At 59.0% G+C, this 22901-nt stretch carries 18 protein-coding genes; 10 read left to right on the plus strand and 8 right to left on the minus strand.

Features of this window, described 5'->3' with window-relative positions; genetic code table 11:
- Positions 1–68: 68 nt before the first annotated feature.
- The 8 genes from VJ109_RS17150 to uxaC all read right to left on the minus strand — a co-directional run bounded on the left by VJ109_RS17150 (position 69) and on the right by uxaC (position 10891).
- Positions 69–1817, minus strand: a complete 1749-nt coding sequence (locus VJ109_RS17150) for a glycoside hydrolase family 2 protein (protein ID WP_324760591.1) — start codon at positions 1815–1817, stop codon at positions 69–71.
- Positions 1818–2108: 291 nt separating this feature from the next.
- Complete coding sequence (locus VJ109_RS17155; RefSeq protein ID WP_324760593.1) at positions 2109–3293, minus strand: ABC transporter ATP-binding protein; 1185 nt, start codon at positions 3291–3293, stop codon at positions 2109–2111.
- A gap of 2 nt (positions 3294–3295) precedes the next feature.
- Complete coding sequence (locus tag VJ109_RS17160; RefSeq protein ID WP_324760595.1) at positions 3296–4210, minus strand: carbohydrate ABC transporter permease; 915 nt, start codon at positions 4208–4210, stop codon at positions 3296–3298.
- 3 nt (positions 4211–4213) lie between these two features.
- Positions 4214–5098, minus strand: a complete 885-nt coding sequence (locus VJ109_RS17165) for a carbohydrate ABC transporter permease (RefSeq protein ID WP_324760597.1) — start codon at positions 5096–5098, stop codon at positions 4214–4216.
- A gap of 102 nt (positions 5099–5200) precedes the next feature.
- Positions 5201–6724, minus strand: coding sequence for an extracellular solute-binding protein (locus VJ109_RS17170; RefSeq protein WP_324760600.1), 1524 nt, complete (start codon positions 6722–6724; stop codon positions 5201–5203).
- 225 nt (positions 6725–6949) lie between these two features.
- Positions 6950–8440, minus strand: coding sequence for a family 4 glycosyl hydrolase (locus VJ109_RS17175; RefSeq protein WP_324760602.1), 1491 nt, complete (start codon positions 8438–8440; stop codon positions 6950–6952).
- 195 nt (positions 8441–8635) lie between these two features.
- Positions 8636–9421, minus strand: coding sequence for an SDR family NAD(P)-dependent oxidoreductase (locus VJ109_RS17180; protein ID WP_276223487.1), 786 nt, complete (start codon positions 9419–9421; stop codon positions 8636–8638).
- A 105-nt stretch (positions 9422–9526) separates the two neighbouring features.
- Positions 9527–10891: a glucuronate isomerase gene (uxaC, locus tag VJ109_RS17185; RefSeq protein ID WP_324760606.1), complete on the minus strand. Its 1365-nt coding sequence runs from the start codon at positions 10889–10891 to the stop codon at positions 9527–9529.
- A gap of 700 nt (positions 10892–11591) precedes the next feature.
- Here uxaC and VJ109_RS17190 point away from each other — a divergent pair.
- The 10 genes from VJ109_RS17190 (at position 11592) to VJ109_RS17235 (ending at position 22832) form a co-directional block, all read left to right on the plus strand.
- Positions 11592–12356: an IclR family transcriptional regulator gene (locus VJ109_RS17190; RefSeq protein WP_324760609.1), complete on the plus strand. Its 765-nt coding sequence runs from the start codon at positions 11592–11594 to the stop codon at positions 12354–12356.
- A 132-nt stretch (positions 12357–12488) separates the two neighbouring features.
- Positions 12489–13427 carry a dihydrodipicolinate synthase family protein gene (locus VJ109_RS17195; RefSeq protein ID WP_324760611.1) on the plus strand — a complete coding sequence of 313 codons (939 nt, stop codon included), beginning with the start codon at positions 12489–12491 and terminating at the stop codon, positions 13425–13427.
- A 50-nt stretch (positions 13428–13477) separates the two neighbouring features.
- Positions 13478–14551 (plus strand): mannonate dehydratase, encoded by a 1074-nt coding sequence (locus tag VJ109_RS17200; RefSeq protein ID WP_324760613.1) that lies wholly within the window; start codon positions 13478–13480, stop codon positions 14549–14551.
- 88 nt (positions 14552–14639) lie between these two features.
- Positions 14640–15488: an NAD-dependent epimerase/dehydratase family protein gene (locus tag VJ109_RS17205; protein WP_324760615.1), complete on the plus strand. Its 849-nt coding sequence runs from the start codon at positions 14640–14642 to the stop codon at positions 15486–15488.
- Positions 15489–16994: 1506 nt separating this feature from the next.
- Positions 16995–17276 carry a DUF8028 family protein gene (locus VJ109_RS17210; protein ID WP_324760617.1) on the plus strand — a complete coding sequence of 94 codons (282 nt, stop codon included), beginning with the start codon at positions 16995–16997 and terminating at the stop codon, positions 17274–17276.
- Positions 17273–17455 (plus strand): DUF8106 domain-containing protein, encoded by a 183-nt coding sequence (locus VJ109_RS17215; protein WP_324760618.1) that lies wholly within the window; start codon positions 17273–17275, stop codon positions 17453–17455. Before VJ109_RS17210 ends, VJ109_RS17215 begins: the two co-directional genes overlap by 4 nt.
- A gap of 288 nt (positions 17456–17743) precedes the next feature.
- Positions 17744–18217: a hypothetical protein gene (locus VJ109_RS17220; RefSeq protein ID WP_324760619.1), complete on the plus strand. Its 474-nt coding sequence runs from the start codon at positions 17744–17746 to the stop codon at positions 18215–18217.
- Positions 18218–19513: 1296 nt separating this feature from the next.
- Positions 19514–20383, plus strand: coding sequence for a universal stress protein (locus VJ109_RS17225; protein ID WP_324760620.1), 870 nt, complete (start codon positions 19514–19516; stop codon positions 20381–20383).
- A 177-nt stretch (positions 20384–20560) separates the two neighbouring features.
- The gene (locus VJ109_RS17230) at positions 20561–21376 is read left to right on the plus strand and encodes a hypothetical protein (protein WP_324760621.1); all 816 of its coding nucleotides are present in this window, start codon (positions 20561–20563) and stop codon (positions 21374–21376) included.
- A 268-nt stretch (positions 21377–21644) separates the two neighbouring features.
- A complete protein-coding gene (locus VJ109_RS17235) occupies positions 21645–22832 on the plus strand; it encodes an ABC transporter substrate-binding protein (protein ID WP_324760622.1) in 1188 nt (395 codons plus the stop codon).
- Positions 22833–22901 lie beyond the last annotated feature (69 nt).

Below are 22901 nucleotides of genomic sequence, written 5' to 3' on the forward strand. Positions count from 1 at the left end.
CGCGCACAGGGAGCAAAACTGGTCTGCGGGACGCGGAGATCGGAGACGCGGTCGCCTCGTCAGTGGAGTCAGGACTTCGGGACCTTCCCAGAACGGTAGAACCGTCGCAAGACGTCGAACGCCTGTTTCTTGCGCCCGTGCTGGTCGATGATGCCCTTTCGGTTGTATCCACGCTGGTACTCGTTCTGGCGAAACGGGGCTCGGAAGTCGAACAGAATCCACGGTGACAGCCCGGCGATCTGGTCGTTGTCGGCGATCGCGTCGATCTGCTCACGATAGATCTTCGCCTGGTATTCCTCCGTCCACCGGTCGTCCTCACTACCGTGATTCCCCCACTTCGCACCGGCACCCATCTCGGAGACGACGATGGGTGTGCCGTCCGACTGCTCCTGGAACTGTTCCATATCGGCCGCGTCGCCGTAGTACCAGCCGTAGTACTCGTTGATACCGGCGACATCGAGATGGGCCGAAAGCGGGTCGTCGAGGACGAGACCGTCAGCACGCTCGTCGACGAAACACGCTGCCGTCACCAGGCGAGTGGTGTCAAGGTCACGGACGTACTCGGCCATCTCGGGAAGCACCTCGTTGCGTGTGGCGTCAGTGTGGTCTGTCTCGTTGGCGATCGACCAGAGGATGACGGAGGCGCGGTTCCAGTCACGTTGGATCAACTCCCGGAGTTGCTGTCGGTACAGTTCCCGGACGCCCTCGTCGCCGAAGTCGATATCCCAGTAGGCAGGGACCTCCTCCCAGAGGAGAATCCCTTCCTCGTCGGCCAAGCGGGCCATCTCTTCGGTGTGGGGGTAGTGCGCGAGCCGCGCGTAGTTACAGCCGAGTTCGTTGAGCCAGTCGAACCGTTCGCGGACGGCCTCGCTATCGAGTGCCCGCCCCTTCCCGTCGGCTTCCTCGTGTAACGACACACCCCGGAGACACACTCGCTCCCCGTTGACAAGCACGTCGCTGCCGTTGACGGTGACCTCGCGGAAGCCGACCCGGTCCGAGACGGTATCGTCACCGTGTCGCAGACGGACTGTGTACAGTGTCGGCTCGGCAGGGTGCCAGAGGTCGACGTCGGAGTCAGCGAGCGACACCTGGCCGCGAAACCGGGAGTCGCCGTCCGTGGTGAGGTCGGTGGCGACAGACAACGCTGGAATTTCGACGGTCACCGGGCCGTCAGGATCGCCGTCGACCCAGGCCGTCACGTCGATATCGACGTGCCCGTCCGACAGTGTCGTCTCGATCTTGAAGTTCCGAACAAAGGTGTTCGGCACGTTGACGAGTTCGACCGACCGGTTGATCCCGCCGAAGTTGAACCAATCGGTCGCTTCGTTCGGGATCCCGTCCTCGTAGCGGTTGTTGTCCGCGAGCACCACGAGGTCGTTCGTCCCCTCTTGCAGGAGATCGGTGACCTCGAAACTAAACGGCGTGAATCCCCCCTCGTGGGTACCGACGCGCTCGCCGTTCAACCACACTTCGGCCCTGTAGTTGACGGCACCGAACCGGAGGAACGTCCGACCGTCGTCGGCACCGAGCGAGCGGTCGAACTGTGTTGCGTACCAGACCCATCCCTCGAAGTGGCGGAACTCCGGGAGCTCTTCGCCCCAACTTGCGGGGATTCGGACCGACCGTCCGTCGGTGATGTTGAAATCGGTCGGCCGATCCGAAGCCCGGGACGAATCGGGCTCGTAGATCTTCGGGACCGTGACGTCTTCGCCCGCGAAGTCCTCGAAGTAGTTCTTGTATATCTCGTACTGGTCCGGGATCGCTTGCCAGATACCGTCGAGTACCGCCGTCTCCCGAGGATACGCTAGCAGTTGCATTGTCAATCGGACTCACCCCACAGACAGATAAATAGGTGCCGAAGTCGACGAACGGTTCGACTCGGACGCATCGGTGCGATCGCAACCGAGCCCCACTCCGCTCTCTCGTACCAATTGAAACGAGTTACACACGGATCCCACTGCGGACGTGGAATCGGGTATGCAGTGGCTACTATAGCCGTGGCTGTCCATCTGAAGCGTCTCCGCAGCGAAGACGGTCGTCCCCGGTTTCCGAGACCGCTGTCAGCCGGGTCCGTCTGTGCGGACAGACGGTCGCGTTGCTGAGGTCCTTCAGTCGCCCGTTTCGGCCTGTGTCGTACTCGCCTCACTCTCACCGGCCATCTCCGCGATACGGTGAGTGAGCGCGTCGCCTGTCTCGTTGTCGAACAGGTGGATATTCTGTCTATCCAGTACGACCTCGATGTCGTCACCTTCGGCCATGTCCGAGTCGGGATCGATGCTCATCAGCAACTGATCGTCGGTCGCGGTCTCCTGGGACATCGAGGTCTCGCCATCACCTAACAGCAGGTAGACGAAGATCTCGTCACCCATCGGTTCTAGCACGTCCGATTGTGCCCCGATCGTGCCACTGGGATGGGCGAGTTCCGTCGCCTCCGCTGCTGGGTAGACGTCCTCGGGTCGGACACCGAGGGTCACGTCGTCGCCGGGACCGATCCCCTCGATGGTCGCTGGGTCGAATTCGACCGAGAAGTTCTCTGTCTCGATCGCGTTGCTCGAAACGGTGCCCTCGACGAGGTTCATCGACGGTGAGCCGATGAACCCGGCGACGAACAGGTTGTCTGGCTCGTTGTAACAGGTCAGTGGCGCGGCGATCTGTTGGAGTTGCCCGTCGTTCAGCACCGCGATGCGGTCGGACATCGTCATCGCCTCCTCCTGGTCGTGGGTGACGTAGATGATCGTGGTGTCCAGTTCCTTGTGGAGGCGCTGGAGTTCCGTCCGCATGTGGACTTTCAGTTTCGCGTCCAGATTCGCCAGCGGTTCGTCCATCAGGAACACGTCCGGTTCACGGACGATCGCCCGGGCGATGGCGACGCGCTGGCGCTGTCCGCCGGACATTTCGTCCGGCATCCGATTGAGCATATCCTCCAACTGGACGATATCGGCCGCCCGATCGACGCGGCGGTCGATCTCGTCCTGGGGGTAGTCTCGGAGTCGGAGCCCGAAGCTGATGTTGTCGTAGACGTCCATGTGGGGAAACAGCGCGATGTTCTGGAACACCATCGCGATGCCACGATCTTTCGGCGGAAGGTTCGTCACCTCCCGGTCGTCGATGTAGATCGACCCCTCAGTCGGGATCGTGAGACCGGCAATCGTCTCCATCGTCGTCGATTTCCCACAGCCGGATGGACCGACGAAACAGATGAACTCGCCATCGGAGATGTCGAGGTTCATGTCCTTTACCGCAGTGACGTCTTCGTAGCGTTTCGTGACGTGTTCGAGTTTGAGATCTGCCATTGTTACTCCTTGAGTGCTCCTGAGGTTAGTCCGCTGACGATACGTTCTTGCGCGATCAGGACGAGGACGACGATCGGGATCGTCGCGACGAGGCTCGCTGCGGCCATCTCCCCGTAGTTGACCTGGAACCGCTCCTGGAAGCGGATCATGCCCCAGACCAGCGGTGCGCCGTTACTAACCTCACCGTCGTTCATCAGGAACGAGAAGAAGAACTCGTTGTACACCATGATGAACGTGAGGACGCCCGCAGTCGCCACTCCGGGTGCCGACAGCGGCATGATGACCCGGAAGAGCGCGCCGAGGCGAGTCGTTCCTTCGATGCGTGCGGCGTCCTCCAGCCCGTCGGGAATCTGGGCGTAGAACGTCGTCAGGATAAAGATCGACAGCGGCATCATGATCCCCAGTAGCGGAATGATGATCCCGAAGTGCGTGTTGAACAGGTCCGGCGGGTAGACGCCGGCCACACCGACGTTTCCGGTCAGCAACCGGAACAGCGGGATCAGGTACGACGCAGCCGGGAAGTAACTGATCGCCAGGATGACCAGCATCAGCGGTCGGCGGAAGCGGAACTCCATGCGGCCGAAGACGTACCCCGCGAGACTGGCGAACAGCAACACTAACGCGGTCGTCACTGCCGAGATGATAAGGCTGTTGAGGACGTACCAGTGGAACGGTGTCGTCCGGAAGATCTCGACGAAGACGCCGATGTTGAACCCCTTGGGCAACAGCCAGATGTTGGACATGTTACCGGGGGAGGTCAGTGCGATGACGAACAGCCAATAGATGGGGAACAACGAGATGAGCAGGAACGCTCCGATCCCGATATACAACAGATACCGGTAGACCGTTTCCGGGTTGCGCATACTGTAGTCAGCCCATCTCGAAACGAGCCCGCCACCTGCGTTGTTGTCAGCCATGAGTTAGACCTCCCTGTATTTGAGTAGGTATATCGACACGACAGTGCCGATGATCGATGCAGTGATGAACGCGACAGAAGCGGCGTTCGCGTAGTTCCCAGTGTCGAACGACTGTACGACCATACAACTCAGCGACGGGACGACGGAACAACTCGCGATCGCCTCGATCTGGCCGTAGATACGCATCGCCCCGATCGTCCGGAACAGTAGGGCGATCAGCAGCGACGGCATCACGAGCGGGAACGTCACGAGCTTGAACCGCTGCCACGGCGTCGCACCCGAGACTTTCGCGACGTTGTACAGTGACCGGTCGATGCTCTGCAACCCGGCCAGCACGATGAGCGCGATGAACGCGGACTGCTTCCAGACGTCCGCGATGATGACGACAACGAGTGCCGTGAGCCCGTGAGACAGCGCGTTCCGTGAGAGATACGGGAGCCAGGCTGTCAGTTCGGTCGCGAACCCGAGTCCGGGCGTGAACATGATGTAGAAGATCATCCCCTGGATGACGATCGGGAAGGCCCACGGGATGATGATCGCCGCCCTGACGAACCGCCGACCACGGAACTGCTGGTCGAGGACGAGTGCCATCCCGAATCCGAGAAACGCCTCCAGTATGACGCTGACGAACGCGAAGATGAACGTCACGATGAGACCGCTATTTATCGGGTCCTGAAGCGAGAGGAACGGGCTCGGGAGGATCGCGTCGCGCTGACCGGAGAGAATCTGCACGTAGTTCTCCAGGCCGACGAAATCGCCGTATAGCCCCGACAGCGAGTTGGCGTGCAGCGAGATCTCGAAGGTGTAAATCAGCGGCCAGATCGCGAGCGCCGTGACCGTCAGTAGGGTCGGAAGCAGCAGTAGATACGCGAACCGAGTATCACTCATGTTCGCGATCCGCTTGACCGCGATCTGATAGAGCGCCTTTATCGGGTTTCGGCTGTGGTTAGAGGCCGACATAGTCTCTTGAGATATAACTCGCCTGGTGGTCTACGAGTACTGCCCTTCGATCGACTCCAGGTCACTCGCACAGTCCTCCATGGCCTGTGCGGGTGCCTTCTCCTGCCGGTAGACCGCGTTGACGTTCTCCGAAATCGGCGACCACTCCTGGAGCCACACTTTCGAAGCGGGGCGCGGAATGACGTACTTCGCCGACTCGACGAAGGTGGGCACGTAGGAACCGAGGGCGGTTTCCTCGACCACGCTGGATTCGAGGACCGCCGGTTTCGGCGGGACGTTCCCCTCCTGATCGAATCCAGTGATGTAGAAGTCGTCGGAGACAGCGGATCTGATCACTTCTTTCGCCGCCTCGGTCTTGTTCGAGAAGCTGTTGATCGCGTACGACCAGCCACCCAGCGCGGAGTTCCCTGCGACACCGGTGTTGTCGTACTTGCTCGACGCGTTCTCAGCGTACGGAAGGACCATGTAGCCGAGTTTGTCGGCACCGAGCTCGTCGACTGCGTCCCACATGAACCCGCCCCAGTTACGATGCATGACCGCATCGCCCTGGAGGAAGGGGTTGAGCGAACCCTGGTACTGCCATCCGGAGATCTCGGACGGGGTGATACCACCCGCAAAGCCGTCGTCCTGAATCGCGTGCTCGTCGTCGCTCCCGTAGATGAACCGCCGCATCATCTTCAGCGAGTCGATGACAGGCTCTTCGGTGACGGTGATCGGACGGTCCCCGACGGGCCCATAGAGGTTGTCGCGCCCGCCGAAGTACGCGCCGCCCCAGCTCGTCATCTGCTCGTTGAACGGACAGCAAGCGAGCGTCTGAGAGACGTTTCCTTGCGTGGTGAATCCGTACGACGTGTCGTTTTGCTCCTGAAGATCCGCGGTCACCTGCGAGAGCTCCTTCCAGGTGAGCCCTTCAGTCTGCCAGTTGTTCTCATCCGGCGAGTAGCCGGCCTCCTCGGCCCAGTCCTTCCGATACATCATCCCCGCGATATCGATATATCGAGGAACTGCGTACTGATCGCCGGTTTCGAAGTCCTGTAGCGCGTCGACGACGGGGCTGAAGAACTCGTTTTTCACCTGATCTACGAGGTCAGGCATCTCCTCGGAGAGGTTCAGCAGGTAGTCCCGTGAGATGAACGGAGCGGCCCAGCCGGTGTCCATGTCGATGATGTCCGGACTGGCACGTTCCGCACTGAACCATTTCTGGTACTGGCTGCGAGTGCGATCGAACGGGACTTCGGTGAACTGTACCTCGATATCGTCCGAGAGCCCGTTGCTGTGCATCGCCTCCTTGTACGCGTTGAGTATGTCGTCCGAGACTTCCCCGTCGACCGACAGCGCCCAGTTGACAGTCGTGGCCCCGGTGTTACTGCTCTGTGTATCGGTCGTACTGCCGTCGCCGCCGGACCCTCCGTCGCTGCCGCCGTCGCCACCGCTACCGCCGTCGCCACCACACCCGGCGAGGCCTGTAACGCCTGCAACGCCGGTCGCCGCGACGAATCGACGGCGTGAGATTCCGTTCGAACCACTACGTTTTGATGAGTTTCGTTCCGACATCACAAACTCACTGTTCCTCCCTATCATATAAAAACCTACCGGAAGAATATGTATGTCACCTTTCCCTCGTAGGATACGAACCAACGCGAAGCGCTCATTGAGAGCGTGTGCTGCCCACGGGTCCCACAGATGTCCGTCGGTTTTGCGACGAACGGGAAAGAGAGCCGTTCGGCGCTGGAATCCGGATGCCCTACAGACTCTCAAGCTGGGGACCGGGGTGACCGACTATTCGAGGTCGAACTTCGGGGATTCGTTCAGCGTCTCGGAGTCGCCGAGGTTCCAGTCGTCTAGGAGCGGCTGGAGCGCGTTACACATCTCGGCGAAGAGGTCCCTGGCAGTCTCCGTCTGGAGCGTCTTGACCTGTGGATCGTTCAGGAAGCCCTGGAACGCGTAATCGACGTCGTAGCCGTCGAACGCGGCCTCGATGATCGTCTCCTGGTTGTTGATCTGCTGGGTAACCTGTGTCTGGACCGGCCGGGGCAGTGAGCCGCTGACGATCGGCCGAACGTTGTTCTGGGTCACGACCGCGTTTGTCTCGACAACGGCGTCTTCCGGAGCGTCTAGCATCTGGCCGTTGTTGGGGAGGTTCACGTGAGTCCGCATATCGGAGAGACCGGCGAGTGCCTCCATGAGTTCTGTAATCACTTCCCCTGTCTCGGAGAGGTCGAACTCCTTCTCACCGTCCATGAACTGTTGCACCGTGTCGGCCTCGTCGTCCCATCGGGCCAACCGATACGAACTCGGCGTCCGGAGGACGCCCCACCGGTTCAGGTCCTCCGGCATGTCCTCCTGGAGGAACCACGTCGCGAACTCGACGAGGTGGCGGTCGCCCGCTGCAGGCAACACCCCAAAGCGCTTGAACAGCTCGTAGGTGATCTGGTTGTTGTCCTGGAACCCGGGGTGCATCGAGTGGGAGGTGTCTTCCAGTTCTGCTCGCGTGTACTCCCGAACGACCCCGTCTTTCTCCATGTACTGTTCAACGACGGGGAGCAGTTCGTGGCCGTTCCAGGAGGCCTCGTCTACCCACGTGAAGTGATTGACGCCCTGGACGTTGACCTCGATCTCGTCCCGGGACGGCTTCGGAACGTCGAACTGGTCCTCGACGATCTCCGCCAGAAGTTCCTGTGCGTGGAACACTTCGTGACAGAGCCCGAGCGCGTTGATATCCGGATACTCCTCGTACAGCGTTCGGGTGACGTAGGTCACCGGGTTCGTGTAGTTCAGCACCCACGCATCGGGACAGTGTTCCCGAACCGATGCTGCGATATCACGGTAGACGGGGATCGTCCGCATTGCACGCATGATCCCACCGGGGCCGCTCGTGATCGCGACGGCCTGATGGATTCCGTACTCCTGGGGAATCTCCAGGTCGTATTTCATCGACTCCGTCGGCGGGTACTGCGTCGAAAGGATGACGAAATCAGCGTCAGTGAGGGCTTCTTCCCGTGATTCGACGGCACGGTACGTCCAATCACCGACTGCGTCCTCACGCTCCTGTACCCAGTTTCCGAACTCCTCGTTTCGTTGTGCGCTCTCGTAGTCCGTGTCGTACAGCACGACTTCCCCGGACATGGTCTCGTCGAGGGCGAGTTCCTTGGTTAGATTTCTCGCCCACAGCCGGCTCCCTCCGCCGATATATCCGATCTTCACATCGTCCGGATCGACGGGTGCCTCGCTTGATACCGGTAGTTCCTGCTGGTCTGTAGTTCCGCTCATATTGGTTCAGCAGCTAGTCGCGGTGGCAGAAATAAATAGTTTTTGTATGGCCCGACGGCAGCGGATTTGCGGTTCGGAACGTGTCCTGAGAGCACTCGATATCGGCCGTGATGTGGCCGGTAGACAGCCCACGGAGGTCGTCTGCTGGAGTCCACACCGATAGACACCACTGATCGGTGTCTGGCTGGACTGGAATTACGCCCGGCCTTCGTGGTACCGCCAGGCGTCTGAGGTCCACCCGCCGTCGGCGTGGAGCACTTCTCCGGTGACGAACGTGTCGTCCCGGGCGAGGAAGGATACGCAGTTGGCCATCTCCTCGATCGACCCGTAGCGGGCCATCGGCGTCCGGCGTTTGATGTCCGTGTCGGTATATCCCGCGGATTCCTGCGTCTCGTCCGTAATATCCGTATAGATGAACCCCGGGGCGAGCGCGTTCACCGAGATATCGTGTTCGGCCCACTCGACGGCGAGTGTCCGTGTGAGGTTGATGGCACCGCCTTTGGCCGAACAGTACGGTGAACGCAGTGCGAATCCCATGCCGCCCATCATCGAGGCCACGTTGACGATTGCGCCGCCATCGCTGTCGATCATCTCTTTGGCGGCGAGTTGCGAACAGATGAACGTGCCCGTGAGGTCCACGTCAACAACCCGACGCCACGTTTCAATGTCGAACTCCTCTGCCGGATCGGTCTCGACGATCCCGGCGTTGTTTACCAGAACGTCGAGCGAGCCGAACTCTTCGACAGTGGCTTCGACCATCGCGGCCACCTCGTCGTAGTTCGAGACGTCCGCCTGCACAGCAACGGCCTCCCCGCCGTCGGCTTCGATCTCGGACACGACTTCCTCCGCTAGATCTGCTGCGGATCGGTAGTTGACGACGACAGACGCACCTTCGTCGGCAAATTTCTGTGCGATTCCCCGCCCGATTCCGCGGGATGCACCGGTAACAATCGCAGTTTCGCCTTGGAAAGACTGACTCATACATAGGAGCGTTGTCCGAACTCCTATTTTTATTTTTCCCTGTGTGTCCCGACAATCGAATCATCGCGCCTCTCGAAACGGGATACCGGGAGAGGGGTGGACAAATTAAAAGTTATAGAGTGACTTCGGGCGGTCGTACGACAGGTGACGCCCCAGCTGTGTCGCGTGTTCTGTCGGCATCTGCCCCCGTTCGACCATCTCGCCGAGCGTGTTGGCCAGCACCCGTCGGAACATCTCGAACCGGGAGCTAAACGACATGAGTTTTCGTGAGTCACTGACCATTCCGGCGTGGTTTGCCAACAGATCGACGCTCCCGACGTGGCGTAACTGTTCCTCGATCCCGTGTGGGCTGTCGTTGAACCACCACGCGGGACCGACGCTGACGTTGGGGAAGGCCCGCGTGAGCGTCGTGATCGAGGGATAATGTGTCGGATCGACCGTATAGAGGACGATCTCCATCTCGTCGTCGAACCGGTTCAGGAAGTACCGGAGGTTCTCGGTCAGTTCGATCGTCTGTGTCGAGACGTCACCGCCGGCGTCGGCGCCGACGGTCTCCGCGAGCGAGTCTCGGTAATCGCGGACCGGTCCGATGTGTAGTTGCGTGACCCAGTCTTTCTCGGCGTTGAGTTTCCCGACCGCTTCGATGAGAAACGCCTGCAAGTCCCGCAGTTCTGTCTCGGTGAGGTTGTGCCCGTCGTGTGCCCGCCGGTAGACAGTCCGTGCCCGTTGTCTGCTAACTGGACGGGACACCGGTTCGGTCAGGCTGAGATCACTTGCCCGGCATCCGTGATCGTGGAAGTAATCGTGCGTTTCGGCCAGCGCATCGAGGAATCCCGAGAGTGTCGATGTATCTGTTCCTGTCGATGCAGCCAGTTCCTCGACGAATGCGTCCCAGGCGGCGTCCTCGACGTGAACCGCTCTATCGATGCGCCAGGTCGGACACACATCGATCCCGTCCAGCTCTGTCGCCGCTCGTTCGTGTTCTTCGAGATCCGAGGTGGGATCGTCCGTCGTACACAGCACTTCGACATCCATCTCGTCGAGGAGTCGCTGTGGTCGCATCGACGGGTCGTCGAGTTGTTGTTTCGTTTCCGTCCAGATCTCTTCAGCGGTGTCCGCAGAAATCGGTTTGTCGATACCGAACTGTCGGCGCAGGTCGAGATGAATCCACTCGTAGGTGGGGTTTCCAGCGAGTTCAGGGAATATCTCCGCCAGGGCAAGCCACTTTTCCTTGTTGGAGGCGTCACCGGTGATCTTTCGTTCCGGGACGCCACGCTTTCGCATCACCGACCAGACGTAGTGATCCGTACTGCCTTCGACTTCCCAGATGTCAGTCCATCCCTCGTCAACCACGATTTCCTCTAGGTCTGCGTGGCTGTGAGGATCAACGATCGGGAGATCACGAATACTGTCGTATATTTCCACCGCAACGTCTGAATCGAGGAGGTAGTGGTCATCGATGAATCCCATGTATCGGCGTGGCAATCACTCACGTAAAAATGTATCGAGAGGTGGCTCGGTAATCAGGTTCTCAGCTATCGAATCAAGAGATAGATGCACTCACACGGACGCTTACAGCGGATGTATCATGGATAGACATGTGGTAACTATTAACAAGAACGTGGTGTGGGAGATATTTATCTACTTCGACCCGCGTAAATTAGTCCATCGTCGACGGTTATTCTCTATGAGAGAATGTACCTGCTTACGGCTCCATACCAAGTGGGGAACGGGGGCACAAGACGAGATATGCCCCATAATATAACAGGTGTACGTTTATGATCTCAAGATCGGTTGCTCGTTTTCGTGGTGACTCCGTTCGCTATCTCCCCTCACAAACCGGGGTAAGAGTACGGTAGCTCCGCGTAGAGCGGAGATTCGAGCCTATCGAACTAACTTCCCGAACGTTTAGTCACAGCGTTGGAACGAACAATAGCGCTGGCACCGAAGACCGCTGGGTGTCCGGACGCAATCCCTGGATTCGGATACAGTTATAATATGTGTACATTCATTATTCGATCCGTTCTATGAACGGTTTTCAGATAATAATGAAGAATAGTCACATCTACTTCTCAGTTGAGTACGACGAATTCAGCAGTTCTCAGGCCTATATCAAGGGATTCGACAATAGTGAACAAGAACTAAGTGTCTATGCCATCTATCGTGATCTATGCCGACAAACACACCGCGAAAAATCGGGGCGGTCCACAAGACCTGTAGGATACTCGAAATCCTTCAGGAGCGGGACGAAGCGGGTATCACCGAGATAGCCGAGGCGATGGATTTCTCGAAGAGTGCAGTCCACGGCCACCTCGCCACGCTAGAAGACGAGGGATTCGTCGTCAAGGACGGTCATCAGTATCATCTCAGTCTCCGGTTTCTCGATATTGCCGAATCGGTGAAAGGACGAGTGGCGAAGCGTGAGATCGTCCGTGAACAGGTCCGAATGCTCGCGGAACAAACCGGGGAGGTCGTCCACTTCGGTTCCGAGGAGAACGGCCGCGTCGTCTATCTCTCCAAGTCTAAAGGGGACGCCGCCGTCGAAACCGCTTCGCAGGTTGGAAAGCAAATGCCGATGCACTCGACATCACTCGGGAAGGCAATCCTGGCGGAACTGCCCCACGAGACAGTAGAGAACATCATCGAGCGACACGAGATGACCGAGCGGACGGAACAGACGATCACTGAACCGGATGCGCTGTTCGACGAACTCGAAACCACCCGTGAACGTGGCTACTCGATCGATGACGAGGAGAACCTTCCAGGTGTCCGCTGTATCGGGATGGCAGTGACCGACCCCGATGCCGGAGTGTTCGGTGCGCTCAGTGTGTCAGGCCCCTCCCAGCGGATGACCGACGACCGAATCGAAAACAAACTCTCGGAGATGGTCGCACAGGCAGCCAACGTCATTGAAGTGAATTCGATGTACTCGTAGGGTGTCGTAGGCCCCCAGCGATCACGAGGGCAGCGTGAGCCAGAACCGGTCTATAGATACCAGTATGAGTCGGCCGCTAGCTGCTCGATCTTGGAGGTAGGTTTAAATACCGGCAATGACATGTTGTGGACAATGCCATTACAATTCGACACGGTCAAACAACGCCTCCGAGGTGTCTCCGTCGGTCTTCTAACTCCATTTGACGGAGATGGGGAGATAACGCACTGGCAAATCGAGGAAAACGCACAGGAACATTACAGGAAGGGAATCAGGACGTATCTGACTGCGGCGAACATCAGCGAGTTCCACTCACTGTCCCAGCAGGAGCGGGTCGGCGTCACCGAGACCAGCGTCAACGCATTACCGTCCGATGCCTGTGTTCTCGCGGGTGTCGGCGGAAGCACGGAATGTGCGCAAGACCTGATCCGGCAGTATGATCGGATCGGCGTCGATGCGATGATGGTCATGCCGCCGGACCACACCTATCTGCACGAACAGGGCGTGCTTGAGTACTATCGCAGACTGGCGGCCGTGACGGAGACGCCGCTGGTCCCGTACGTTCGAGGGTTCGACCCCACGGTCGAGTTCTTACTCGATCTATCGCGGATGGAGAGCGTCGCAGGCATCAAATACGCACTCGATGACCCAGTCAAACTCGGCACTGCGACGACCAGAGGTCCGGACGACGTGGTGTGGGTTGATGGGCTGGCTGAGCCATACGCTGTCTCCTACTGGGCGGAAGGCGTCGAAGGGTTCTCCGCGGGAGTGAGCAACTTCCGTCCCGAGGTGGGATTAGCCCTGTTCGACGCCCTTTCCGACGAGAACTGGAGCCGAGCCCGGGAACTCAGAGACATCTGTCTCCCATACCAGCAGTTCAGAGACGAACCGGGACAGGACAATGCTATCCCGGGTGCGGTCAGCGTCCCGGCGGTAAAGCAAGGACTCGAACTCGCGGGGATGTACGGTGGTACAGTCCGTGAGCCGATCTGCCCCCTCACGGAGCCGGAGGTAGAGCAGGCAAAAACCCTCTACAACCAACTCGACGACGATATCAGCCAGCTAATCGAGTGAGGGATCGGAGCACAAGAATATATAACACTCCCACCGAACCACAGTAATATATGACACAACGCACGACAGACGGTTCGGGAACGCCGGCGTTACGGGCCGGACTCCGGACCAGAACCCTTTCCGACGAACGGCTCGAGTTCTGCCGTCAGATCGGTGTCGAAGATATCTTCCTCGATCACCGGGACCCCCGCGGGGATGTCTTCGCCGACGAGGGAAGTCACGACGAGGAAACGATCACCATCGACGAGGGCGTTGTCCCGTCAGTCTCGGATCTCGTCGCGGCCCGGAACCGAGCCGAAGACGCCGGGCTCCGGCTGATGGGGATCCAGTCGCTCAGCTACAACGTCTACGGGAAGATCATGTTGGGGGTGGATGGGCAGGACCGACAGTTAGAGACGATCAAGCAACTCGTTCGCAACGTTGGGCAGGCCGATATCCCGATCCTCGGCTATCAGTGGAATCCACGTGGGGTCGTCCCGATGCGGACGTCCCAAACAGTGCAGCTCCGGGGTGGAGCACGTGGCCGTGGATTCGATATCGACGATATCGACGAGCCGTACGAACGGGCTCCGGAAGTCGAACGCGAGTACGACGAGGCAGAACTCTGGGACAATTACGAGCGGTTCCTCGAAGCGGTTCTTCCCGTTGCCGAGGAAGCCGGTGTCACGCTGGCGCTCCATCCAGCGGATCCGCCCACGGTTGAGCAGTTGGGTGGGATTCCGCGGTTGTTCCGGAACGTCGAAGCGTTCGAGCGAGCGATGACCGCAGTTCCGAGCGACAACCACGGTCTCAAGCTCTGTCTGGGTTGCTTCTCGGAAATGCCGGAGACGGATGTCACCGAGGTCATCGAACGGTTCGGCGAAGACGATGACATCGTCTTCGTACACTTCCGTGATGTCATCGGTACCTGGCCGAGTTTCACGGAGACGTTTGTCGACGACGACCGGAGCAACTTCGACGCGCTGACCGCCATCAGGGCGCTGCAAGACGTCGGGTTCGACGGCGTCATGGTTCCCGACCACGTCCCGACGATCACCGGAGATACGGAGTGGGGACACCGGTCTCGTGCGCACGCTGTGGCCTACCTCAACGGGCTGCTCGAATGCTCCCGGCGCTCTCCCTGAGATCGATGCACCCCTCGTGGAAAGCCGCAGCATAAACAGACGGCGATAGACACTAACTGTATATGAAACGACAAACGTCCTCCCCGCCATGAACGTTCTTGTTACTGGTGCCTACGGACGCTGTGGCACTGCGATCATCGATCGTCTCGACGGCCGGTCCGAGTACGAGTTTACGTACTTGAACCGGTCCGATCGGTCGTCGGACCATCGGTACGGGCAGTTCGATACCCACGTTGCCGATATTACGGAGTACGAGGCGATTCGTCCAGCGTTCGACGGACAGGATGCCGTCGTCCACCTTGCTGCTTACCCATATATCGACGGGGACTGGGCTGATGTCTTCGAACCGAACGTCGTCGGGATGTACAACGTACTCGAAGCGGCCCGCGATGCGGATGTAGAGTCGTTCGTGTTCGGGTCGACCAATCACGTCCAAGGGATGTACGAGGAGACGCTCGCGCCGGAGCTGTACCGTCCGGATTTTCCGTTGAAGATCGGCCAGAACGATCCTGTTCGGCCGGATTCGTTCTATGCGGCGACGAAGTCATTCGGCGAGGATCTCGGCCGCTATTACAGTGAATCGGTCGGCACGCCAGCGCGGTTCTACGCGCTCAGAATCTGTACGGTACTGCCATACACGCACGATACCCCTTACGGTCAGGCAGAGCAAACGGTCGCGGATGGCGATCTGACCCGAGACAGTCAGGAATACCGGCGGTTGGTCACACGTACGAAGGCGATGTGGCACTCCCGGCGTGATTTCGCACACCTCGTCGACTGCTGTCTGCAGGACGACGATGTCTCCTATGGAATCTTCAACGGAGTGAGCGACAACGACCGACGATGGTTCTCTATCCGTCACGCGCGTCGACGGCTCGGATACCAGCCAATGGATAACGGTGAAGCGTACGAATGCCCGGGGAACAACCACTCGTAGTTATCGAGAATCAGTACACACCCGAGCGTACCGTTTGCGATCGGCGTGGAAACCGCTTCAATTGGGACGGGGACGAACTATCGTCCGGGTCCGGGTAACTCGAACAGTGAACACAGCGCTTCCTATCGAAATCTTGATGCCAAGTTCCGGAGAGAAAAACGCCGATAGAACTCAATGGGCGTTATTTTGGACTCGATACGGTTGATTGAGGGATTGATTCCGGAACACGGGAGGAGGAACGTCCGTCCGGAAAGACGGCCTGTTGAAAAGGATCGATGTGCGCGCATATCAAATAGCTACGTATAAATCCCGGATTATCGTCGTATCGAGGGATATTTCATGTCTATATGGGCCTATATCGCGTAGTATGAGCGAGAGCTGAAACGTAGTGAGAGAAGAGTGAGGAAGCGATGGCTGTTCGAGCTGATGTGTCACTGCCCGAAAAGTTGCGTGTCGGCCTGACTGGTTCACCGGAAATCCGTGCGTCAGGCTACTGTATAGTGGTCACACCGGGATGTGGAGTGTGGGTTCAGCCCCCGCGAGTAAGTCGACGCCTTCGCGAGTGTCTGTGACTCTCCCCCACCGCGCTGACGGCGGTGATCACCAGTGAGTTCCCACCGTTGGTAGTTCATAATACAGAACCGGGACACAGCGTATCGGTGTTGCCAGAGGTTCGGTGCCTCCACACTGGTGGCAGGCTGTGTCCCTACGTACCGGTACGCCGGAATCCAGCATAATTGTTGCTCTGGGGCCGAGTTAGCTCGATTCACGACGATGGCTGGACCCATCGTCCGCTATACTCAGACTGGGTCGAGTGATGCGGGAGCTACACACGCGGGGAGATGGATAGCCATCGCGAAACGACATCCCCACGGAGCCACCCTGGGCGCCGTCATATCAGACGAAGAGGGCCGGGCGGTTGAGCGATGGGAGTTAGTACGGCGGGATTGCTGGAAGACGGCGCCCATTGGAACCGTTCCAGACCAACCAACAAAACCGCTGCTATGAGGGGACTATACCGATCAGGAGTCCTCCCCAGGAAATCGATAGGTTACCGCTCAGGAGAGAGCACGGGGTGCCATGGCGACCCCGCGGTCGGCGGTGGAAGTGGTCAGGGTTCCGGATACGCTGGGGGTGTGTGGGAACGGGATGTGAAGCGGGGACCGGAACCCAACAGAGTGATGTAGCCACTCCCAGGATACGGTTTCCGGACCACCGGATGCCGAGGACGCGAATCGATCCCGCAGTATCTCGTTCGTCTGATCGACACGCATCGGCTGTCGCTGTTCGAACGACTTCGGGAGTGACCACGTGGACTTCGTCAACGGTGGATGGAGTTTACATCCTGTTAACGCCCTCAAAATACAGTGTAAAACCTTTCGAGCATTTTGTGTCGGTTTCGAACCGGTTTCACCCATCCGTAAAAAGTGGTAAAACCACCGGATGAATAGTAAAGCGATCCGAATCCACACTGACGGTCTGTGCTTTATATGGGGTAGCCAGTGCATGGCTGAAGTACGCGATCCAGTCATGTCCACCGCCGATCCCTCCATCCCACGCCTGCCCGCCGGGGCATCGAACCTGCAAGCACTCCTGGCGACGGTCGCCGAGACGCTGCTGTCCGTCTTCCGAGGTTTCGCTTTCTGGGCAACCATCCCGCTCCCCCTGGTCATTGCGGGGACGCTCGCGACGAACGTCGTCGCGACTCGGCCGCTTCTGGTCGGTAGCCTGGTCGTCCTGAACGTTGTCTGTGCCGCTCTCGGTCACAGCTACTCCCCGAGTGTATGAACATCTGCAAGCCCTCCGTTCCGGACTCCCAGCCACACCACTCGAAGCGCACGTTGTTCTGCCGGTCCTGCGAACACGCGAGCCCCATCGATGGCGACTGGATCATGGACGACTCGGTCCATCATGAGCGGCGTCTCTGTCCCCGCTGTGGCGCCGTCGTCGATCAACCCGCGATCTGATCCGACAGTACAGCGCCTTCCCGTTCGGATGGCCGTCTGCTGATCGCGATTCTTTGCGCCCCAGGAAAGCGCCTGGAGTAGCCTCCTCGCATCGCTCAACCGCCCGGCTACCGGCATTCCAGCGGCGATCGAAACGAAGCCATCAACGCATATCTCCGTCGAGAGTTCGAGAAGGCCGGTCACGAGTTCCGTGTCGCTCGACCGGACGCGGGATCACGGAACCCGTTCGCTGCTGTCTTCGGCGCGCGGTCGGCTCTCGTTGTCGACGAAACGCTTCGTGCCCTCGGCATGGAGGGCTTACGATACAGACAGATCCAGGACCGTATCGATAGCCTCCACCGAGAGTGGAGATGGCAGCGACTCGAAGGTGGCGGGCTCATCGCAAACGGTGCGATGATGAACGACATCGAATCCACGGAGCTTCTCAGACAGTTCCTCGTCGATCGGCTGGACGAGCGGACCGTCACACCGTTTATTTATACTCGGCGTGACCGAGCAGGTCGGACAGCCGCGTTCGTCCAGTATCTCGACTGGCTCCACGCAAACGAACTGATCACGCGGGTTCACGCCGCCGGGACACAGGCTCGGCTTCTTGAGCGCCGTACCGACGCCGAAGTCGTTCAACATGACGAATCGACGCCGGTCGAGACAACCCTCGATTCCGCTCTCGAAGACGGCCGCCCAGTATACATGATGGGAAATACGGTCGCAGAATTCATGCGCCAGTTGACCGACGAGATAGCTCAGCGGGTAGATGCGTAAAGCCCACAGCGTGCCCCATTCGAACGGGTTACGTCAGGCAAACCATCGCGAATATTCGCACCTGTTGAAACGATTCACAGGTCGTGATATCCGGCTACTCCCCTCGTACAGCTGCTTATTCACTCGCTCTCTGTCCCCGATCGGGGACCTCATCCCACTTTGTGTCGAAATATTCTCCCTTCTCGACGACGTGCTCGTCCCTGTCCCAATTAAGAACGCCTCTCGTCTCTAATTCTCGGAGCGAGAGGTGTGAAAACCGGAGTCGGAGCCTCGCCACAGCCACATTAGCCGATGGGGGTTGCTCCTGAAGTGGTGTAAACGGTCGCATCATGCTCGATAGCGGATTCTCTCTAATTAACCCCCCCCTTTTTGCGTTGTGAGTAATTCAGTGAATCCGCCGGGATTCGAATCAACGATAGCGGGGGAGGGCGTCGATTCTCCTTCGCCACGGAATTTGACGGGAGGTACGCGACCACCCAGTCTGAGACCGTCTCGTTCCGCTACGATGAGCGACCGACTTCGGAAAAAGTCCCTCTGACCGTCCGGCCGCGAAAACGTACGACCGACGCATACAGAACGGGAGGACCGTCAGCCCGCCACCGATCCCACAACGTAGCGCCATACCGGTGAGTGTGATCGACTGTGCCTCATCACTGAGTGAGAACATCCCAAAACGTCACGAATGCGAAAGAGCGGACGGTCAGAAGTGGGAGAGGAGGTGGAACGGGAGATGTCGACGGGAGCGGGACCGGTCTCGGTACTGTGAAGCGAGACGATACGACCAGTACAAGCCACGGGAGAAAGCCAGGTCGTCGAAACCCGGCCAGCCGGAGTGCCTCTGACAGAGCACAGCGATGCTGCATCCTACTACCGTTCGGAATAGCATAAGAAGGGCAGTTACACCGATGTCAGTGGGATCACACACCAACATTCCGTTCGTCGTGAGAGATGGCCGACTGCTGGCAGACGGGCGGGTCTCAACGGAGCGGTACCCCATCGCAACGACGCCCGGGGACCGCTCCCCAGTTCGTTGGCGCTGGTGCGGTAAGGTGCTGGTCGAGTGGCCAGCCTTGGCTATTCCTCGTCGGGCTTGCGTCGCTGATTGGACCAGAATTACCATACAGTGAACCCCCGTCGAGTTATTTCGAGGCTGTTACAGCGACAAACACCGGCCGACCCGAACCAACGACAGTTCTCAATACTCCCGACTGAGCCTGGTGGTGTCCGTCGGCAAACGGTACGATACGTGGCGTGCGAACTGTTTTGTGACTGTTCGCCGTAGCCGCCGCTAGTGACATGTACGATTCGATCCTGCTCCCGGTCGACGGCAGCGAACACGGGGCCAAGGTCGTCCATCACGCGGCCGAACTCGCACAGTGGACGGAGGCAACGATTCAGGTGGTGTTCGTCGCCGATACGACTCGCGACAGCGTTACCGTCGTCGACGGCAACGTCGTTGACGCACTGGAACGGGAGGGAGAGACCATCGTCGCGGATATCGCGGCGACACTCGAAACCCTCGGTGTAGAGCACGGGACCGATGTCGTTCAGGGCAGTCCAGCCCCGACAATCGTCGACTACGCTGAGCGATACAACTACGACCTGATCGTCCTGCCGACTCACGGCCGGACCGGCATCTCACGCTATCTGCTCGGGAGTGTCACGGAGAAAGTCGTCCGCTTGTCCGATATCCCCGTCCTGACTGCTCGAATGCAATCCGATGAGCAGTTGCAGTTCCCATACGAGACGATTCTCATCCCGACTGACGGAAGTCCTGCGTCGACCGCTGCCGCCGGGCATGGTCTCGCTCTCGCGGCGACGCTCGATGCGACAGTACATACCCTCTCTGTCGTGGATGATACGTCGCTGGGTCCTGACGTTCGCTCTGCGATCCCGACAGATGAGCGCGAACGTCTGGCGACTGAGGCTGTCGAAAACGTGGACGCAGAAGCTACTGAGTACGCCCTTTCGAACGTCCACACGTACGTTGAACACGGATCGCCTGCGGAGGTGCTCAAAGAGCATATCGAAACGAACGACATTCACGCCGTCGTGATGGGGTCCAGTGGCCGCCGTGGCGTCGATCGGATTCTGCTTGGGAGTGTCGCGGAAAAGACGGTCCGATCCGCGCCAGTTCCGGTCATCACCGTCCACGAACAGTCGTAGTCGACTGGGTTGGCGTGGCAGAACACCGATCTGTAGTCGGGAAATTCGCTCTCAGGATTGTGGATTCACCACCATCTCTCGCAGCACGAAACCGCCGAAGAACCCCTAGTAACCGAACCCATCGTCGGAATTCTCGACCCACAACAGTTAATAGTATAAATCTCCTGTCACACCATCGTGAATGATTGGAGCGATCGGTTAGCATCCGGCTCAGAGATTCTGCGCCAGCAGGCAGTTCGAATTCCACTCCCAAATGTGGAGGCAGAACGGGACTTCCATCAAAACATGATGCGGATTGCAGCCGCCGGCGACCGAAAGAGCGAGTTGCTCGACGACCCGGATGTCCCGTTGACGGAAGTCTACGAGGACGAACTGGACGAAATGCGACAGAGTTTCGAGCATCGCTTGCAACAAGTCGCTGGCGAGGACTACTACGATATCGCGACCGCGTATCTCGACGGGGAACGTGACGACTGGATCGGGGCACTCGCAGCGTATTACCTGGAGTGTTATTATCGGTTACAGGAACGGTATACGGTCGACGAGCAGATCTTCTTCTTGGTGATCCTCCGATACCCGGAGTGTTTCACTGTGAACCTCAGTTTCCTCACCGGTACCTTCGGCTCCGACGCAGTTAGCTACGAGTCCTCCACGCACGTCGATGCCGACCTCGACGAGCACGAGCGGGAACAGCTCCACGGCGACTGCCAGTACACACAGCACCGGGCTGCGCAATACCTTCGGGAGAACGTTGATTGCATTCGAGACGCTGTCCCCGACCCGGATACTACCCCGTTCGAACAGCGCCAATACGGTGGGTTTGTACATATCACGGGGAGAAACGGGTCGACGTTTAACGAGATTCTGGAGTCCCTCTCGCCGGACCCGGACCGGTTCGATGCGACGCCATCGACACCTGGCCTCGTTCCGGAGGGACCAGCGGCCAAGCGAGCCAAGCAGGAGTACCTCACCGATACTGAGGTCCTGATCTGAGCGGTGGCTCTCTCTATCGACCGATCTGAACGTTCGAATCTGAAACTTCGTGAGAGAGACACACCCTGTATTCAGCGGTACTGTTGAATCCTATCTCCGACTGTGAGTTTCAACAAAGCTGACCGGCTCGAAACAGCCCTGCAACGACACGCTCTCGATTTCATCGACGGAGAGCCACCGATACGTCCACGCCTGTGATCTCCCGCCGAAGAATTTCGGCTGGCCTAAAAACCGGAACTGTTTTGTATATTTAGGCTGGCCTAATAATATGGCAGACGATCCTAGCGGTCATGAGGCCCCGACGCGGCGTGACTACATGAAGTACGGCGGCGCAGTCATCGGCGGCGGCCTACTCGCGGGCTGTACGGCCGATAGCAGGTCTGACGGTGACAGCGGGCCGACGGACACCGGGACGGCGACAGACGCCGATACCGGGTACTCGGTAACGATGGAACCAATGGGAACCGTCGAGTTCGAGAAACCGCCGAAGACGTGGCTTGCGTTCCTCAGTACGTACGGTGATATGGGTATCGCCTTAGGGAAGGCCGATGGTCTCCGTGGCTTGTGGAATCCAGAAACGATGCCGGCGACGTTTTACGACTCTCTGCCGGGCGTGGATGTCTCGTTTGCGGACATCACACCGATCGCAGTGAACGGTGAGTTCGACAAGGAGGTTTTCTACGAGTTGGACTGCGATGTTCATCTGACCGATCCCAACTGGCTCGGTCTCCTATCCGACGATTGGAACGAGGCTGATGCCGATGAGATCGCCACCCAGGTCGGCCCGTTTCTCGGGAACTATATCCGGCGACGTGGGGACGACTGGCACGACTACCAGTACTACTCGCTGTACGAGGCCTTCGAGATCGTCGCGGAGGCCTTCGACGAGCGAGAGCGATACGAAGCGTTCGCCACGATCCACGACGAGATGCAGGCGATCATTAACGAGAGGCTACCGCCGTCGGAGGACCGACCGACTGTCGGATTAGTGTCGGTTAACTCTGATTTCGAAGCAGGATCGTTCTCCGTCTATTCAGTCCAAAACTGGAACAATCACAAGCAGTACCAGGATTTGGGGATGCGCGGGGCGTTTGATGCCCACATCGAAGGAAACGGGGACTGGGATTACGAGCAACTGCTGGAAGTCGATCCGGACGCGATCGTGTTCCAGTACGGCTTCTCGCACGTCTCGACTGAGGAGTTCGAGTCCCGAATGGAGACGATGCGTACGGATCCGGTCGGCAGTCAGCTCGCAGCGGTTCAGAACGACCGCCTGTACCGCGGTGGCAGCGCTTACCAGGGGCCGGTCGTCAACCTCTTCCAGACGGAGGCGGCGGCACGGCAGTTCTACCCCGAGGCATTCGGCGAGTGGAACGGGATAGAGACGCTTCGTGAGGGCTCACTCACGCTGTTCGACCGCCAGCGCGTCGCGGACATCATCAACGGCGACATCTGACGTACCCGGAACGGTCCCGACGGACGGGTGGTAGCCGGCAGCGTCGCCGGTCCCGCGGCGGACCACCAC

Origin of the sequence: Haloarcula montana (genome assembly GCF_035666295.1) — an archaeon.
GTDB lineage: Archaea > Halobacteriota > Halobacteria > Halobacteriales > Haloarculaceae > Haloarcula > Haloarcula montana.

Bases quoted from the DNA above. Each gene is read 5' to 3' on its own strand.
- VJ109_RS17150 (WP_324760591.1), bottom strand. From the start codon at position 1,817: ATGCAACTGCTAGCGTATCCTCGGGAGACGGCGGTACTCGACGGTATC.
- VJ109_RS17155 (WP_324760593.1), bottom strand. From the start codon at position 3,293: ATGGCAGATCTCAAACTCGAACACGTCACGAAACGCTACGAAGACGTC.
- VJ109_RS17160 (WP_324760595.1), bottom strand. From the start codon at position 4,210: ATGGCTGACAACAACGCAGGTGGCGGGCTCGTTTCGAGATGGGCTGAC.
- VJ109_RS17165 (WP_324760597.1), bottom strand. From the start codon at position 5,098: ATGAGTGATACTCGGTTCGCGTATCTACTGCTGCTTCCGACCCTACTG.
- VJ109_RS17170 (WP_324760600.1), bottom strand. From the start codon at position 6,724: ATGTCGGAACGAAACTCATCAAAACGTAGTGGTTCGAACGGAATCTCA.
- VJ109_RS17175 (WP_324760602.1), bottom strand. From the start codon at position 8,440: ATGAGCGGAACTACAGACCAGCAGGAACTACCGGTATCAAGCGAGGCA.
- VJ109_RS17180 (WP_276223487.1), bottom strand. From the start codon at position 9,421: ATGAGTCAGTCTTTCCAAGGCGAAACTGCGATTGTTACCGGTGCATCC.
- uxaC (WP_324760606.1), bottom strand. From the start codon at position 10,891: ATGGGATTCATCGATGACCACTACCTCCTCGATTCAGACGTTGCGGTG.
- VJ109_RS17190 (WP_324760609.1), top strand. From the start codon at position 11,592: ATGCCGACAAACACACCGCGAAAAATCGGGGCGGTCCACAAGACCTGT.
- VJ109_RS17195 (WP_324760611.1), top strand. From the start codon at position 12,489: ATGCCATTACAATTCGACACGGTCAAACAACGCCTCCGAGGTGTCTCC.
- VJ109_RS17200 (WP_324760613.1), top strand. From the start codon at position 13,478: ATGACACAACGCACGACAGACGGTTCGGGAACGCCGGCGTTACGGGCC.
- VJ109_RS17205 (WP_324760615.1), top strand. From the start codon at position 14,640: ATGAACGTTCTTGTTACTGGTGCCTACGGACGCTGTGGCACTGCGATC.
- VJ109_RS17210 (WP_324760617.1), top strand. From the start codon at position 16,995: ATGGCTGAAGTACGCGATCCAGTCATGTCCACCGCCGATCCCTCCATC.
- VJ109_RS17215 (WP_324760618.1), top strand. From the start codon at position 17,273: ATGAACATCTGCAAGCCCTCCGTTCCGGACTCCCAGCCACACCACTCG.
- VJ109_RS17220 (WP_324760619.1), top strand. From the start codon at position 17,744: ATGGAGGGCTTACGATACAGACAGATCCAGGACCGTATCGATAGCCTC.
- VJ109_RS17225 (WP_324760620.1), top strand. From the start codon at position 19,514: ATGTACGATTCGATCCTGCTCCCGGTCGACGGCAGCGAACACGGGGCC.
- VJ109_RS17235 (WP_324760622.1), top strand. From the start codon at position 21,645: ATGGCAGACGATCCTAGCGGTCATGAGGCCCCGACGCGGCGTGACTAC.